The following is a 15,031-nucleotide window of genomic DNA, read 5'->3' on the forward strand; positions in this document are numbered from 1 at the left end:
GATATGCTAAGAGTAGGTGTGATTATGGGCGGGGTGTCGTCCGAATATAAGGTGTCGCTGAAGACCGGCAGGGAGATGCTGAAGGCGCTTGATCCGGCAAAATACACAGCGGTTCCGGTACACATTACCTCGCGCAAAGAGCTGCTGGAAGGGGCAGCGGGACTGGACTTCGCTCTGCTCGCCCTGCATGGGGCCTACGGGGAAGATGGTACAGTGCAGGGAGCCCTGGAGACGCTCGGAATTCCATATTCCGGGAGCGGGGTGCTCGCAAGCAGCTTATGTATGGATAAAGGGCTGGCCAAGACGATCATCCGCAGCAAAAGCATTCCCACACCCGACTGGCTGTGCTGGGACAGCATGGAGGACTATGCCCCGGAAGCCGTGCAGCGGCTCGGTTATCCGGTGATGGTGAAGCCGAATTCCGGCGGGTCCAGCATCGGCATGACCAAGGTAAGAGGGCCAGAGGAGCTGCGGGAAGCGGTGGAAAAAGCTTTTGCCAGTGCGGATGGAGGGGCGGTGCTGATTGAACACTACATCCCGGGACAGGAGATTACCTGCTCCATCCTGGGGGGAGAGATGCTGCCGGTCATCGGGATTCAAGCGCTGGGTGCGGACTGGTTCGATTATGAGGCCAAATACGAGCAGGGCGGAGCGGAGGAACGGATCATCCGGCTGCCGGATGCGTTGCAGGAACAGGTGCGGACGGCGGCGTTAACCTGCTATCGGGCGCTCAAATGCGCAGTGTATGCACGGGTGGATATGCTGCTGAAGGATGGCATCCCTTATGTGCTGGAGGTGAATACATTGCCCGGAATGACGGCAACCAGCCTGTTGCCCCAGAGTGCCGAGGCAGCCGGGATAGACTTCAGCAGCTTGTTGGATGAGATTATTACCAGATCACTGCGGGAGCGCGGGGGGCTGCAAGGTGCATCTGGAGAGGGAGCGCAGACGGTTGCGGATACAGGAGTTAAGCCGCAGGGGCAAGTCAAGGAAGCGCAGCAAGCCGATCATGATTATGCCAATCATACCCATCAGGTCCCTCAAGCGCAGCCTGTAGAATATGGAGGTGTCAGGCTATGAGCACGATGAGTAGGGACAATGCCTTCATTATTAATCCACGCTTACAAGAGATTCCGCCTTCGGGCATCCGGGCTTTTTTTGATCTGGCTGCGGGTAACAACGATATTATATCACTCGGAGTAGGCGAGCCGGACTTCGCAACACCCGCGCAAGTTAGAGCTGCCTGCATCCGTGCGCTGGATCGCGGGGAGACGGGGTACACCTCTAACAGCGGACTGCCGGAGCTGCGGGAGGAGATTGCGGGCTATATGCAGACCGGCTTCGGATTGCGTTACGATCCTGCGGATGAGATTCTGGTCACGGTGGGCAGCAGTGAAGCGGTGGATCTGGCGCTGCGTGCCTTCATTGCTCCGGGCGACGAGGTGCTGATTCCTGCTCCTGGATATGTTGCCTATGCGCCTATTGCCTACCTGAACGGTGGGGCGCTGGCACCGGTGGAGACAAAGGCGGAGGAAGGTTTTAAGCTCACTGCCGAAGCTCTGCGTAAGGCGGTAACGCCGCGCACGAAGCTGCTGATCGTGAATTTTCCAAGCAATCCTACGGGGGCGGTCATGACTTATGAGGACTGGCTGCCGGTGGCTGAAGTGGTGAAGGAGCATGGCCTGATTGTCATTTCCGATGAGATCTATGCCGAGCTGACCTACGACAGCAAGCATGTAAGCATCGCCTCCCTGCCCGGGATGCAGGAGCGGACGGTGGTGATCAGCGGGTTCTCGAAGGCTTTTGCCATGACGGGCTGGCGGGTGGGCTATGCCTGCGGGAACCGTGAACTGCTCTCGGCGATGCTCAAAATCCATCAATACACCGCCATGTGCGCACCTCTGCCGGGACAGATTGCTGCGGTCGAGGCGCTGCGCAGTGCGCTCCCGGATATGGAGCGGATGAAGGCGTGCTTCAAGGAACGCCGCTCGCTGATCGTGGAGGGCCTGCGGTCCGCCGGATTGTCCTGCCATATGCCGCAAGGGGCCTTCTATGCCTTCGCTTCGATCAGCCGCACCGGGCTCGGGTCAGAAGAGTTCGCCATGCGCCTGCTGCAGGAGGCAGGGGTTGCCGTGGTGCCGGGCCATGTGTTCGGAGCTGGAGGGGAAGGCTATATCCGCTGCTCCTACGCCGCTTCTACGGCGAAGCTGACCGAAGCGCTGGAGCGGCTGGAAGACTTCACGAAGGTGACAATGCTGCATAGTGTTGCAGGTAAAAATGTAATTGTAAGATGATTTCATATCACCTATAATCCTTAAAGGAAGAAATAGGGATATTGTAACAGCATCCGGCCCGCCGCCGGATAAGGAAGCCCCCTTCTTCATTTGGAGGGGGCTTTTGGGCTTGTAATGGGGGAAGGGGAGCCGGTGGGAGCTTGATGGTGCTGAAAGTTGGCGGGCGGGTAGGCGGTTGGCAGGTAACTAGGTAATTGTGGCGGGATGTAGGCTGGTGGAAGGGTTGAGGGGGAGAAATCCCTCTGGTTATGGTGGGAGTAGGCTGGTGAAGGAGATGGGAGAAGGAAATCCCTTTGATCCTACTGTGCTCAGGTGCACAAGTGCACCTGAATTTGGTGAAATGGGGCTCGACGGTTGAATGAGGAGCATTAGTGCACCTGATTTCGGCGAAATGGGGCTAGGCGGTCAAATGAGGAGCATTAGTGCACCTGATTTCGGAGAAATGAGGCTAGTCGGTTGAATGAGGGGTATTAGTGCACTTGATTTCGGCGAAACGAGGCTAGGCGGTCAAATGAGGGGTATTAGTGCACTTGATTTCAGCTAACTTGACCTGCCACACGCCGCACCACTCCACCACCCCGCACACCCCGCACCCTGCAACTTTTACAGTGCATGCTTATACACTGCACCACCTCCATAGCAGCAATTTGACTAAATTTATCCTTCTCATACAGGCTAGGCCCTTCTGTTCGCTAATGAGCGGCATGGCCTGTAATACTTGCGAATTTAAACTTCAATGACTGTTACACAACTTCAACGTAACCTGATCAGCAGACACAGATGTATTCTTGCAGCGGGAGTCCGCATTCGCACTATCTAATTCGCACTATCTAATAGGAGGCAATATCATGATCTCAGCCATTCAAGAAGTAACCGGACGGATCGCCCCGCCTGACGAAAAAGCTACACTGCGCGCGGTGCTCCGCCTGAACAGTCTGACCAAGCCGCCCGGAAGCCTCGGGCGGCTGGAGGCGCTGGCTGTCCGGCTGGCCGGAATCTCCAAAGTAGAGCAGCCCTGCTACAGCAAACGAACGGTAGTGGTTATGGCCGCAGACCATGGGGTCTGCTGTGAAGGCGTCAGTGCTTTTCCGCAGGAGGTGACCATGCAGATGGCCTATAACTTCCTCAGCGGCGGGGCGGCGGTGAATGTGCTGGCCCGCCAGGGCGGTGCTGAGGTGCAGTTCGTGGACATCGGGATCAATGGTGATATCGACCACCCGCAGCTGATTAACCGCAAGGTCCGCCGGGGCACAGATAATATGGCAGCAGGTCCGGCGATGAGCCGGGAGGATGCGCTGCGCGCGATTCTGGCCGGAATTCATGTGGCGCAGGAGGCAGTGAAGAACGGAACGGAGATTTTTATTACCGGGGAGATGGGCATCGGGAATACGACAGCCAGTGCGGCGGTTCTGTGCGCACTCGAAGGCATTCCGGCAGAGACGGCGGCAGGACGGGGGACAGGCATTAACGATGAGCGGCTTCAGCACAAAATCTCGGTAATCGAACGTGCCCTCCAGGTGAATAACCCCGACCCTACAGATCCGGTTGATGTGCTCGCCAAGGTCGGGGGGCTTGAGATTGCCGGGCTGGCCGGGCTGATTCTCGGTGCGGCGGCCCTGAGGATTCCGGTCATTCTGGACGGCTTCATCTCCGGGGCGGCTGCCCTGATCGCCCGGGCACTGGCACCGGAATCCACAGCGTATATGATCGCTTCCCATGTCTCTGGTGAGCAGGGGCATAAGCTGATGCTGGACCGCCTCGGTCTGGAAGCGCTGATTGATATGGGCCTGCGGCTGGGTGAAGGCACCGGGGGCGCGCTGTGTCTGCATTTCATCGAAGCGGTCTGCCGGATTATGCGTGAGATGGCAACCTTCGAGAGTGCGGGTGTCTCCGGCTCGGAGAGCGTATGAGCATTCTGGTCACGGGCGGGGCACGCAGCGGCAAAAGCGGCTTCGCCGAGCGTCTGACCCGCAAGCTGGCTGACTCGCAGCAGGCGGTCTATGTGGCGACTGGACAGGCTTTTGATGAGGAGATGGAGGCGAGGATTGCCTTGCACCGGCAGCAGCGGCAGGCGGACGGCTTCCAGTGGGAGACGCTGGAGGAGCCGCTTAAGCTCGCAGCACTGCTGGGGCGGCTCTCCGGCAGTGGCCAGACTGTGCTGGTGGACTGCCTGACGCTCTGGCTGTCGAATCAGCTGCTGGCTGTGGAGGAGCGAAGTGACAGGAAGGAATTAGTAGAGGCTGCAATTGCCGAACTGGAGCAGGCTGTCTCCGGCTTCGCGGGCACGCTGATTCTGGTTACGAATGAAGTGGGCGGCGGTATTGTGCCGGAATATGCGCTGGGGCGGCTGTACCGTGATCTGGCGGGAAGAATGAACGCCAGGCTGGCTGCCCGGTGCGGACAGGTCTTTCTCGTTACCGCCGGAATCCCGGTTGAGCTGAGAAGCCGGGAGTATCTCCTGTGAGTGCGCGGGGAAATGCTGCGGCCGCGTTTCAGTTCCTGACGCGGTTTCCGGTCCGCACCAAGGAAGACTTCTCGCCGGAGCTGCTGCGCGCGAGCGTGGTCTATTATCCGCTCGTCGGGGCAGCCATCGGCCTTAGCACCGCACTGGGCGCCGCCGCAGCAGGCTGGTTGCTGCCGGCCTGGCCTGCCGCTGTAATCACCCTCATCCTGTGGGTGGGGCTGACCGGCGGGCTGCACTTGGACGGCTGGATGGACAGCGCCGACGCGCTGCTCAGCTACCGCTCCAGGGAGCGGATGCTGGAGATCATGAAAGACAGCCGTGTCGGCGCTATGGGCGTGCTGGCCTGCGTGCTGCTCCTGCTGCTGAAGGCCTCGCTGCTGGCGGCATGGCTCGAAGGCGGCAGCTTCAGCCTGCTGCCGCTGCTCCTGCTGCCGCCGGTCTGGGGCCGCTGGTACATGGTGCGGGCGATGGCCCGCTATCCCCTGGCCCGCGGCAATGAAGGGCTGGCCGCCACCTTCGGCGGGCTGCCTGCCCGGCAGGAGCGGCGCGCGGGCCTTAGCGCCGCGCTGCTGACGTTGGCCGCTGCCGCTGCGCCTCTGGCGCTGGGCGCGGGCAGCGGGGCCTGGCCGCTGCTGGCGGCTGCGGCCATCCTGGCGCCGCTGGCTGCGGCGGCCTGCGGCAGGCTCGCTGCGCGGCGGATCAACAGCCGGCTCGGCGGGCTCACCGGCGACGTCTACGGCGCGCTGGGCGAGCTGCTGGAGACGGTGGTCCTGCTTGTGCTGGTACTGGTTCAGCACAACCTGCCTTAGCGGACCGCGCGGTAACTGGCCGCGCCCGTCTGAATTATGCGCCATGCCTACGCAGCATTTATGCGCCGTTTCGCGCCGCGTTCGTAGCGAACAATCAGAGATAAATGTATTCTGTGCAACTAAAAACAGTGAACCGGCAGGCTTTCTTCTTGTACCTGTAGTCTGTACAACTAAATTTACCTGAATGGGCGAAAATCGAGATATAGAGGCGGTTTAATTGCAGAAATACAACTAAACGGGGATTCGGTGGCAGACCCGGCGATTTAGTTGTACAAACTGCTATTAAGCCACCCTTGCACCCTAAACGGGGCCCGGTGAACTCTCAGCAAGCGATAAGTTAAAGCGGTGCTCACAAGTGTAAATCTGATGATTACTAATGCATAATCAGATTTACACCAGCGGCGGGGGGACGGACCGAATATATGCGGATACCTGAATACAATGGGTGCTGCTGCGCTGAGGGATGGGACCAATCTCCACCACAGCCAGTAACATTTATAGATAAATCCTGCAAGAAGTGCAACAATGCTGCCCAATAGAAGCGGCTTATGCAGAAATCCTGCACGAAATGCAACAAATCCAGCGTTAACTTAGACTAACCACCGTAATTTCTGCAAATTATGCAACATTGTGCTTCAGCCAGTAACATTTATAGATAAATCCTGCAAAATGTGCAACAACGCTCTCCATACAAGCGGCCGATGAGAGAGAAAACCATCAGAATTAGTCGGAGTTAGTTGGAGTCTTTCCCCACAAAAATGTAGACTGAATAGAGGAGGAAGACGAACATGGAAGATACAGCCGCATACACTAGCCCAGCCAGGGCAGCGGAAGCCGGTCAGCGGCGGCCCGGCGCTGTGCTGATGATCCAGGGGACCGCCTCCGATGTCGGCAAAAGCCTGGTCACCGCCGCCATCGGGCGGATTATGACCCGGGACGGCTACCGGACCGCCCCGTTCAAGTCGCAGAATATGGCGCTGAATTCATATGTCACAGCGGACGGCAAGGAAATCGGCCGTGCCCAGGGGATGCAGGCGGAAGCATTCGGCATTACGGCTACCAGCGATATGAATCCGATTCTGCTGAAGCCCTCCGGGGAGATGAGTGCGCAGATTGTTGTGCACGGGGTGCCGCATGCCGCGCTCAGCGCAAGGGAATACCGCGAGAAGTTCCTCCCCGAAGCCAAAGGCACCGTAATGGATGCGCTCGGACGGCTGCGGGAGGATTATGATATTGTGCTGATGGAAGGCGCGGGCAGTCCGGCGGAGATCAACCTCAAGAGCCGGGATATCGTCAATATGAATCTGGCCGGATGGGCGGATGCACCCGTGCTGCTGGTCGCCGACATTGACCGGGGCGGGGTCTTCGCCTTCATCGTCGGTACCCTGGAGCTGCTGGAACCGCATGAACGCGCCCGGGTCAAGGGCTTCATCATCAATAAATTCCGTGGGGATGTCTCCCTGTTGCAGCCCGGACTGGACTGGCTGGAAGAGCGTACAGGCATACCGGTGCTGGGGGTGCTGCCGTTCCTGCCGCAGCTGCGGATTGAGGCGGAGGATTCCGTAGTACTGGAAGGAACGTCCGGCCGTCAACGGGAGGAGTCCGCGAAGGAGCTTGATATCGCGGTCATCCGTTATCCACGGATCTCCAACTTCACCGATTTCGATCCGCTGGAGGAGGAGCCGGATGCTACTGTGCGTTATGTGCAGTCAGCCGATGAGCTTGGAACACCGGATGTCATTATCCTGCCGGGCACGAAAAACACCGCTGCTGACCTGCAATATCTGCGCGAGCAGGGGTTCCCGGCAGCAATCGAGCTTGCGCTGGAGCGGGGAACGCAACAGCTTGCCGGGATCTGCGGCGGGTATCAGATGCTGGGCTTGAAGCTGCTTGATCCCTATGCCGTAGAGAGTGCGGAGCCGGGGGAGAGCGAGGGGCTGGGATATCTGCCGCTCTCGACGGCTTTTCTCCAGCACAAGACTACGGTGCGGGTGAGCGGCGGACTGGCTGCGGATCACCCCCTGCGCTTAAGCGCCGCAGCCACCGGCGTAACACCTGAAGCATTGCCTGTTGCCGGGTATGAGATACATATGGGAACAACTACGAACCACGATCCATCTTCTGTAATCAGCCTGTTTACACTGGCCGGACCGGAAGGGAATGCTGTGCCGGAGGGCTGGGGGACACGGGACGGCAGAGTCTGGGGCAGCTATCTGCACGGACTGTTCCATAACGACGGGCTGCGCCGGAACTGGCTGAACGGACTGCGCATTTCCAAGGGACTGGCACCGCTAACCGCCACCTTCTCGGCTGCTGCACTCCGTGAGCAGGAATTCGACCGGCTGGCAGATGCTGTAGAGTCCCATTTGAATATGGAGGCGGTATATGCAATCATGGGCCTGCCGGGAGGGGGAGAATAGCGATGCTGCTTGCCGTGCTGCTGTTTGTCGTAGCTGGTCTCGCTGAGATCGGCGGCGGATACCTCGTCTGGCTCTGGCTGCGGGAATCGCGCCCGTTATGGTATGGATTAGCAGGCTCGGTTATCCTGATCGGTTATGGTATAATCCCGACCTTGCAGAAGTTTCCTTCATTCGGCCGGGTATACGCTGCTTATGGCGGAGTATTCATCGTCCTGGCTGTACTGTGGGGCTGGCTGGTGGACCGCAAGACGCCGGATCTCTACGACTGGATCGGAGCCGGCATCTGCGTCATCGGGGTATCCGTCATTTTATGGGCACCAAGACACTGAGCAACATTCTTCACTTTTCCAAAAAAAAGCAGTTCCAAAGGCCGCGTAGCCTCGGGAACTGCTTTTTCTATTTGTTAGTTGAGTTGAATAGTTCTTTCTCAGCACCCTCAAATCTTAAACTGCTGAGCAGCCTTTTGCAGCTTCACGGCCTGCTGGTAGAGGTGCTCGACGGTCAGGGCGTGGCCTTCCAGCTCCTCGTGCTGGCGTGCCGAGTTGTCGGCAAGTGTGTCTGCGTTCTGCTGCGACTTGGCAGTAATCTGCGCCGTTTCTTCTACAGAGGCACTGACTTCCTCGGTGCCTGCCGAGATCTGCTGAGTGGCGGCAGAGACGGACTGGATGCTCTGATTGATGCTCTGAATGAGGATCAGCAGATGGTTGAAGGCATTACCGGCTTCGACCACCTTGTTCATCCCGGAAGCCACTTCGGCGTTGACATGGTTCATTTCGGATACGGACTGGTTCATATCCGCCTGCAGACTCAGCAGGAATTCACGGATCTGCTCATTGGATTCCTTGGACTGCTCGGACAGCTTACGCACTTCACCGGCCACAACAGCGAATCCGCGGCCATGCTCCCCGGCACGGGCGGCCTCAATGGAAGCATTAAGCGACAGCATCTGAATCTGCTTGGTAATCTCGGTAATCCCCTGCACGACCTCACCGATCATCAGCGAGCGTTCGTTCATCAAGCGGAACTGCTCCAGCGACTGTTCGGAGGCCTGCTCTACCTGGCGCATCTGCTCCACTGCACTCTGGGCAATGTCGTTGCCGCTCTGGGCTTCGGTGGAAGCCTCGCTGATCTGCTCGGTGACCTCACCGGCGGCGGAGGCAATATGCTGAATGCCCATATTGATCTCATCCATGGCCCGAGAGTTATCCATCGCGCTGCTGGCAATCATGGTGCTGCCCTTGCCGATCTCTTCCACAGAGGCCGCCGAATGTTCAGCCATCTCATTCAGGATCTGGACACGCGTCTTCAGATCATTGGAATCGGCCACTACTGTCCCGGAGGTATCCAGCACATGTCCGATCATCTCCTTCAGCCGCTCACTCATGATGCGGAAGCTTTCGGAGAGCTGTCCAACTTCATCGGTACCCCCCAGGGTGAGCGCTTCGGTGAAGTCGCCGCCCGCCAGCTTGTTGCTGTAGGCTGCAAGCTTAGTGATCGGGCGGGTAATTCTGCGGCTCATGAAGCCTGCGGCAGTGACCCCTATCACCAGCGCCAGCAGAGTAATTCCTGCGCTTGTCCACAGGATGCTGCTCATCTTGTCTTGGACGAAGTCCATATCGGCGCTTGCGGCCACAATCATGGTCGTTCCGGGAACACCTACATAAGCACTTTTATGTATACCGTGGCTATCACTATAAATTTCACTAAGTCCGGTCTTACCTTTGGAGGCTTGCTCCATGGCAGGCGATACTTCTATCGCTTCATCCGGTTTGAGCTTGGCGCCATGATCTGCGGTCAGGACAGTGGCCTGGCCATCCTTCAGATTGATGAGGAAGATAGTATCCACATCCAGTTTTTTACGCTTATCCTCCAGATAGAATTCGACATTGGTCCTGGCCTGCTCATTCTTGTTCAGGGTCTGCTGCGCACTGGTTGCATTCAGGTTCTTATAGGCATCCTGGGCGGCAGCAGTCAGAGACTTGTCGATCTGCGGAATGACATAGCTCTTAATGGTACCGATAGATATAATGTAGAAGCTGATACTCAACGTAAGAGAAGTGAGTAACAAGACGACAAACAGCAACAGCGTAAACTTGCGACTAATTGATTTTTTAAAGCCAAACATGGCATTCGCTCCTTTTCCGTGAATTGCATCTTAATCTCCATATTCTATAGAATTAACCTCCGGTTGAATAGTGAAAATTTGCTATATGCTGCATTATTTTCAGAAAAAGCTGAATATTTAACGACTCTATCACCAATTCGCCAAAAAGAAGCAACGAAATGCCGTCTTTCTGAAAATTTAAAATTCCATAGCATGTTAGCTTAGTATGTGATAGAGTAAATATGTTTTGTTTTTGACTACTGTGATCCGCGGTTCGTAACCATCCCGCGTAACCAAAACTAGGAGGAATACCAGGCATTATGTTTAACTTGTTGTGGGGCGTTTGTTTTGTTGTCGTTAATTTTGTGTTTTTTCTGCTGTGCTACCGCTTATTCGGTAAAAAAGGGCTCTACGCCTGGGTCGGCATGGCTACTGTAGTCGCTAATATCCAGGTAGCCAAGACGATTGCGATGCCGTTCGATATAGTGATGACGCTGGGCAATACGATGTATGTCACGCTCTATATGACCAGTGACCTGCTCAATGAGCGGTACGGCCGGGCTGAAGCCCGGAGTGCTGTGTGGTTCGGCTTCTTCACGCTGCTGATGACTACCGTCATTATGCAGATGGTGCTGGTGTTCAAGCCGCAGGAGACGGACATTGCCCAATCCGCGCTGCAGACGATATTCGGCCTGATGCCGAGACTGGCGTTGGGCAGTCTGACCGCTTATTTTATCAGCCAGTTCCTGGATGTACGGCTCTACGCCTGGATCCGGAAGTATTACGGCAGCTCTAAGCAGCTATGGATTCGCTCGAACGGCAGCACGATGATCAGCTCCTTTGTCGATACGCTGATCTTCTGCACGATTGCTTTTGCCGGAACCTATGACATGAAGGTGTGGACCGAGATTCTGCTGACCACCTACCTGTCCAAGTTCATCCTCACGGCCGCCGGCACGCCGGTGCTGTATCTGGGCCGTTCCTTCAAATTTGCCGAAGAAGAGCATAAGCCTGTTATCCGGGAGTAAGCCTCCCCATTATAAAGCCCCAGCCCCCGAAGATCCGGGAGACTGGGGCTTTTGTGTGCCTTGATATATAGCAGACTCGCGCACTAACTTGAAGCTTCCTGAACGCTCAGGCAAAATTACAGGTTAAGCACTGTCCATTCTTTGGGGAAGCGGGTCAGCGTCTGCGGACCTTCTGCGGTGACTAGCACATCATCCTCAATGCGCACACCGCCGAGACCCGGCACATAAATCCCCGGCTCAACAGTGAAGACGTTGCCGTTCTGGATGATATCCGTATTGAGCCCGTGCAACGAAGGATATTCATGGGTGTCCATGCCCAGCCCGTGTCCGACACGGTGCATGAAATACTCCCCGTAACCTGCGGCTTCAATCACATCACGTGCCGCCTTGTCGACAGAACCGAAGGACGCTCCGGCCACGGAGGCGGCAATGCCCGCTTCATTGGCAGCAAGCACAGCATTGTATATATCACGCAGTCTGCTGTCCACTTCGCCTACCGCGAAGGTGCGGGTAATATCGGAAGCGTAGCCTCCGGCATACACACCGAGGTCGAACATCAGCAGATCGCCCGGCTGAATAAGGCGTTCGCCCGGTACACCGTGCGGCAGGGCCGTGTTCGGACCGGACAGCACCATCGTGTCGAAGGAGGGGCCGGAGGCGCCGACTTTTTTCATCAGATACTCCAGCTCCGCTACCAGTTCAATCTCACTGACTCCGGCTTTGACATGCGCCAGGCCGCGCCTTAGAACCTCCTCCACCAGCTCGGCGGCATGCTTCATGATACGCACTTCCTCCGGGGTCTTGACCGCGCGCATCGCCCGGAGCAGATGGCCGATATCCTGGTAGGAACCGGCAGCGACCGCTTCTGCGAGGAGCTCATACCGGCTGACGGAGAAGTGTTCCTTCTCGATGCCAATGCTGCCCGGACTAACGCTGCCGAAGCGTGACTTCAGCAGAGCGTACGGGTTGTCCGTGTCGCTGTGTGTCAGAATCGTCTTCACTGAGGAAGCGGCATGTGCGGCTTCGGCGTCCAGCGCCGGAACGATCAGCACCGGTTCTTCCCCCCGGATCAGCAGCAGGCCGAGAAAACGTTCATGCGGGTTGCTGGCAAAGCCCGTCAAATAGTACACATGCTTGGGATCGGTTACGAGCAGGGCATCCAGGCTTGCGGCTGCCATGTCCTGCTCCATTTGTTGCAGAGCTGCATTCATTTCAAAAGTTCCCCTTTCATCTACAGCTTGAACAGCAATGTTCCCATTATAATTCATAATCCTGAAGCCTGCACATCCCGGACGAAGACTATGTTAACCCTCCGAAATGATGTAACATGAGCTTATCGCATATACTCGGATATGGAGTAAGGTTAGGCCGGTGCTTGAGCTGTGCTGGCCGGCGAGGAAGGGGAGGATGTCCATGCAAGGCAAAACCGTGCTGATCACCGGTGCGAACTCCGGGATGGGGCTGGCTACAACCGTAGAAATGGCCCGCAGGGGAGCAACTGTCATTATGGCCTGCCGCAGCCTTAAGCGGGGAGAAGAGGCGCTTGCTGAAGCGGTGCGGCAGAGCGGCTCCAGCAAGATCCGGCTGATGCTGTGCGATCTTGCTTCCTTCGATAGCATTCGCGCTTTTGCCGGGGAGTTCTCTGCCGAATATCCTGTACTGGATGTTCTGATCAATAACGCAGGGGTGGTCGCGCTGAAGCGTGAGCTGACAGTAGATGGCTACGAGCTGGATCTGGGCGTGAATCATCTGGGGCACTTCCTGCTGACCCTCCTGCTGCTGGATAACCTCAAATCTGCTGAACAAGGCCGGATTGTGGTTGTGGCTTCGGGAGCCTATAAGCTCGGCAAGCTGTATCTGGAGGATCATACGTTATCCCGTGGCTTCAATCCGGCTAAGGCGTACGCCCGCTCCAAGCTGGCGAATATTCTGTTCACCCATGAGCTGGCTGCTCGCCTGAAGGATACCCGGGTTACTGTGAATTGTCTGCATCCGGGCGCGGTGGGAACGAGTATCGGGGTGAACCGGGAGACCGGCTTCGGGCGCGGAGTGCTGAAGCTGCTGTCCCGCTTCTTCCTGACGCCTGAGCAGGGGGCAGATACGGCCATCCTGCTGGCGACTGCGCCGGAGCTGGACGGGGTAAGCGGGCAATATTATTACCGCCGCAAGATCAAGGAACTGACGCCACGGGCGGAGGATACAGAAGCGGCCGCACGATTATGGAAATGGAGTCTGGAGCAGACGGGGCTAGAGTAATGTGGTTTCAGTAGTGTTGCTTCAGCATTGCTGCAACTGTAGAGCTGCTGCGTAATAAGACCGGCTTGGAGTATAATTATTGTACAGATGCTCATACCACAATTAGGGGGACATACAGCATGGATTGGCAGGCTTACAGCATAGAAGATGCAGTAATAGAGGATTTGGAAGCAATTGTGGAGATCTATAATTCGACGGTTGCCGGAAGAGTGGTCACTGCGGATCTTGAACCGGTAAGCGTGGAGGAACGGGTGGGATGGTTCCATGAGCATAGCAGCCATCACAGGCCGCTGTGGGTGCTGAGACAGGGCGGCGAGATCGCGGCCTGGTTCAGCTTCCAGTCGTTCTACGGACGTCCGGCTTACAATGGAACAGCAGAGATTAGTGTCTATGTAAATGAGAAATTCCGCGGCAGCGGTGCCGGAAGTATTCTGCTCGCCAAGGCGGTGGAGGAATGTCCGCGCCTTGGGCTGCAGAATCTGGTCGGGTTTGTATTCGGCCATAATGAGCCCAGCCTCGCCCTGCTGCGGAAGTTCGAATTCAAGGAGTGGGGGCTTCTGCCGGGAGTCGCGGTGCTTGACGGCATCCCGCGCGATCTGGTCATCATTGGCCGCAAGCTGTAAATGTATAAATAGACAGGCCTTATTAAGGTTGCGGAGGAGCGCTGAAGGCGGAACGGCATTCCTCTTCCGTAATCCATGATTCCGACCAGACCTGGAGATCGCGGATGACGGATTCCAGCGCCCGGCCTTTGCCTGTAAGCGAATACTGGATGCGGACGGGGGTCTCAGGGAATACCTCGCGCAGCACGATGCCTTCCTGCTCCAGCTCCTTTAGCCGTTCAGACAGCAGCCGGCCGCTGACAGGCAGCGAGGACTCAATTTCCCCGAAGCGCTGGGGTCCCAAGAGCAGCTGATAGATGATTAAGCCCGTCCAGCGTCTGCCGATAATATCCATGCTTTTTTGTAATCTTGGACATAACTCTATGGATTTCATTAGGCTCACCTCTTACTGTACATTATAAACGAAAAGCCCTGCGCCTAAAACAAATTTGAATGAAAAGCACGGCTTGAAAGGATGATTTCTCTTGGCTAAAAAGAAGAAAAATACCCCGGCTCCGCGTCCTGCGGCAACGGATGCTCCCGCAACCCTTAAAGACATGCTCAGCCGCGAGGTGCTGGATAAGCTGAAGGCGCAGTCTGATGCGCTGAAGGCCGAAGAGCAAGGTAAGAAGGACGCAGTCCTGAAGGCGGCGGAGGACAAGCGCAAGGCTGAGCAGAAACGGCTGGAGAATGATTTCGGTCATCTGCTGGAGAACAGCAATCAGGACTGGTCCAAGTTTAAATAAAATTAAACTTTACCAGAAAAAGGGTTGACAATCTGCTGCAAGGCCATATATTATTGGGTTTATCATTTAGAGAAGGGAGGCTGATGGGTCATGATTGGAACAAATAAACGGAACAGACAGCAGGATCACCTGACAACCGCATATGTACGATCTGATCTCATCGCCTTCGTCCGGAAGACATAATACGCAGGGTATTGCTGCTGATGTCTGAACTGAATACGGGTGTGCTTTGAACGGGTGCAAGCTTCAACGGGAAGCTGCACCCTGCACGCCGGGAGCCGCATGATCAGAACTGGTCTGCGGCTCTT

14 protein-coding genes are annotated in these 15,031 nt (G+C 56.6%); 11 read left to right on the forward strand and 3 right to left on the reverse strand.

Features of this window, described 5'->3' with window-relative positions:
• Nucleotides 1-3: 3 nt before the first annotated feature.
• From NST43_RS04790 to NST43_RS04820, 7 genes are all read left to right on the forward strand, one after another.
• The gene (locus NST43_RS04790) at nucleotides 4-1,080 is read left to right on the forward strand and encodes a D-alanine--D-alanine ligase (protein ID WP_339222863.1); all 1,077 of its coding nucleotides are present in this window, start codon (nucleotides 4-6) and stop codon (nucleotides 1,078-1,080) included.
• Between the two features lie 5 nt (nucleotides 1,081-1,085).
• Nucleotides 1,086-2,294, forward strand: a complete 1,209-nt coding sequence (locus tag NST43_RS04795; RefSeq protein ID WP_339225334.1) for an aminotransferase class I/II-fold pyridoxal phosphate-dependent enzyme — start codon at nucleotides 1,086-1,088, stop codon at nucleotides 2,292-2,294.
• Nucleotides 2,295-3,142: 848 nt separating this feature from the next.
• Nucleotides 3,143-4,204 (forward strand): nicotinate-nucleotide--dimethylbenzimidazole phosphoribosyltransferase, encoded by a 1,062-nt coding sequence (cobT, locus tag NST43_RS04800; RefSeq protein WP_339222864.1) that lies wholly within the window; start codon nucleotides 3,143-3,145, stop codon nucleotides 4,202-4,204.
• Complete coding sequence (gene cobU / locus NST43_RS04805) at nucleotides 4,201-4,758, forward strand: bifunctional adenosylcobinamide kinase/adenosylcobinamide-phosphate guanylyltransferase (RefSeq protein ID WP_339222865.1); 558 nt, start codon at nucleotides 4,201-4,203, stop codon at nucleotides 4,756-4,758. Before cobT ends, cobU begins: the two co-directional genes overlap by 4 nt.
• Nucleotides 4,755-5,567, forward strand: coding sequence for an adenosylcobinamide-GDP ribazoletransferase (gene cobS / locus NST43_RS04810; protein ID WP_339222866.1), 813 nt, complete (start codon nucleotides 4,755-4,757; stop codon nucleotides 5,565-5,567). Before cobU ends, cobS begins: the two co-directional genes overlap by 4 nt.
• A gap of 863 nt (nucleotides 5,568-6,430) precedes the next feature.
• Complete coding sequence (locus NST43_RS04815) at nucleotides 6,431-7,987, forward strand: cobyric acid synthase (protein WP_339225335.1); 1,557 nt, start codon at nucleotides 6,431-6,433, stop codon at nucleotides 7,985-7,987.
• 2 nt (nucleotides 7,988-7,989) lie between these two features.
• Nucleotides 7,990-8,316, forward strand: a complete 327-nt coding sequence (locus NST43_RS04820) for a YnfA family protein (RefSeq protein ID WP_339222868.1) — start codon at nucleotides 7,990-7,992, stop codon at nucleotides 8,314-8,316.
• 107 nt (nucleotides 8,317-8,423) lie between these two features.
• Here the strand turns inward: NST43_RS04820 and NST43_RS04825 are convergent, their stop codons facing one another.
• Nucleotides 8,424-10,034, reverse strand: a complete 1,611-nt coding sequence (locus tag NST43_RS04825; protein WP_339222870.1) for a methyl-accepting chemotaxis protein — start codon at nucleotides 10,032-10,034, stop codon at nucleotides 8,424-8,426.
• Between the two features lie 377 nt (nucleotides 10,035-10,411).
• On the opposite strand from NST43_RS04825, the gene NST43_RS04830 reads away from it, so the two are divergent.
• Nucleotides 10,412-11,119, forward strand: a complete 708-nt coding sequence (locus NST43_RS04830; protein ID WP_339222871.1) for a queuosine precursor transporter — start codon at nucleotides 10,412-10,414, stop codon at nucleotides 11,117-11,119.
• 116 nt (nucleotides 11,120-11,235) lie between these two features.
• On the opposite strand, the gene NST43_RS04835 is transcribed toward NST43_RS04830, so the two are convergent.
• Entirely contained in the window at nucleotides 11,236-12,330 is a 1,095-nt protein-coding gene (locus NST43_RS04835; RefSeq protein ID WP_339222873.1) for a Xaa-Pro peptidase family protein, read from the reverse strand.
• Between the two features lie 202 nt (nucleotides 12,331-12,532).
• On the opposite strand from NST43_RS04835, the gene NST43_RS04840 reads away from it, so the two are divergent.
• Entirely contained in the window at nucleotides 12,533-13,375 is an 843-nt protein-coding gene (locus NST43_RS04840) for an SDR family oxidoreductase (RefSeq protein ID WP_339222874.1), read from the forward strand.
• Between the two features lie 119 nt (nucleotides 13,376-13,494).
• The gene (locus tag NST43_RS04845) at nucleotides 13,495-13,998 is read left to right on the forward strand and encodes a GNAT family N-acetyltransferase (RefSeq protein WP_209991601.1); all 504 of its coding nucleotides are present in this window, start codon (nucleotides 13,495-13,497) and stop codon (nucleotides 13,996-13,998) included.
• Between the two features lie 22 nt (nucleotides 13,999-14,020).
• On the opposite strand, the gene NST43_RS04850 is transcribed toward NST43_RS04845, so the two are convergent.
• Nucleotides 14,021-14,371, reverse strand: a complete 351-nt coding sequence (locus NST43_RS04850) for a helix-turn-helix domain-containing protein (RefSeq protein ID WP_339222877.1) — start codon at nucleotides 14,369-14,371, stop codon at nucleotides 14,021-14,023.
• A 91-nt stretch (nucleotides 14,372-14,462) separates the two neighbouring features.
• Here NST43_RS04850 and NST43_RS04855 point away from each other — a divergent pair, with 91 nt between their 5' ends.
• Nucleotides 14,463-14,723: a YqkE family protein gene (locus tag NST43_RS04855; protein ID WP_339222879.1), complete on the forward strand. Its 261-nt coding sequence runs from the start codon at nucleotides 14,463-14,465 to the stop codon at nucleotides 14,721-14,723.
• Nucleotides 14,724-15,031 lie beyond the last annotated feature (308 nt).

This window comes from Paenibacillus sp. FSL H8-0332 (assembly GCF_037963835.1).
GTDB classification, from domain to species: Bacteria; Bacillota; Bacilli; order Paenibacillales; family Paenibacillaceae; genus Paenibacillus_AQ; species Paenibacillus_AQ rhizoplanae.

Coding starts and splice junctions, on each gene's coding strand:
- NST43_RS04830 (WP_339222871.1), top strand. CDS start 10,412: ATGTTTAACTTGTTGTGGGGCGTTTGTTTTGTTGTCGTTAATTTTGTG.
- cobT (WP_339222864.1), top strand. CDS start 3,143: ATGATCTCAGCCATTCAAGAAGTAACCGGACGGATCGCCCCGCCTGAC.
- NST43_RS04820 (WP_339222868.1), top strand. CDS start 7,990: ATGCTGCTTGCCGTGCTGCTGTTTGTCGTAGCTGGTCTCGCTGAGATC.
- NST43_RS04845 (WP_209991601.1), top strand. CDS start 13,495: ATGGATTGGCAGGCTTACAGCATAGAAGATGCAGTAATAGAGGATTTG.
- NST43_RS04790 (WP_339222863.1), top strand. CDS start 4: ATGCTAAGAGTAGGTGTGATTATGGGCGGGGTGTCGTCCGAATATAAG.
- NST43_RS04795 (WP_339225334.1), top strand. CDS start 1,086: ATGAGTAGGGACAATGCCTTCATTATTAATCCACGCTTACAAGAGATT.
- NST43_RS04840 (WP_339222874.1), top strand. CDS start 12,533: ATGCAAGGCAAAACCGTGCTGATCACCGGTGCGAACTCCGGGATGGGG.
- NST43_RS04835 (WP_339222873.1), bottom strand. CDS start 12,330: ATGAATGCAGCTCTGCAACAAATGGAGCAGGACATGGCAGCCGCAAGC.
- NST43_RS04850 (WP_339222877.1), bottom strand. CDS start 14,371: ATGAAATCCATAGAGTTATGTCCAAGATTACAAAAAAGCATGGATATT.
- NST43_RS04815 (WP_339225335.1), top strand. CDS start 6,431: ATGATCCAGGGGACCGCCTCCGATGTCGGCAAAAGCCTGGTCACCGCC.
- cobU (WP_339222865.1), top strand. CDS start 4,201: ATGAGCATTCTGGTCACGGGCGGGGCACGCAGCGGCAAAAGCGGCTTC.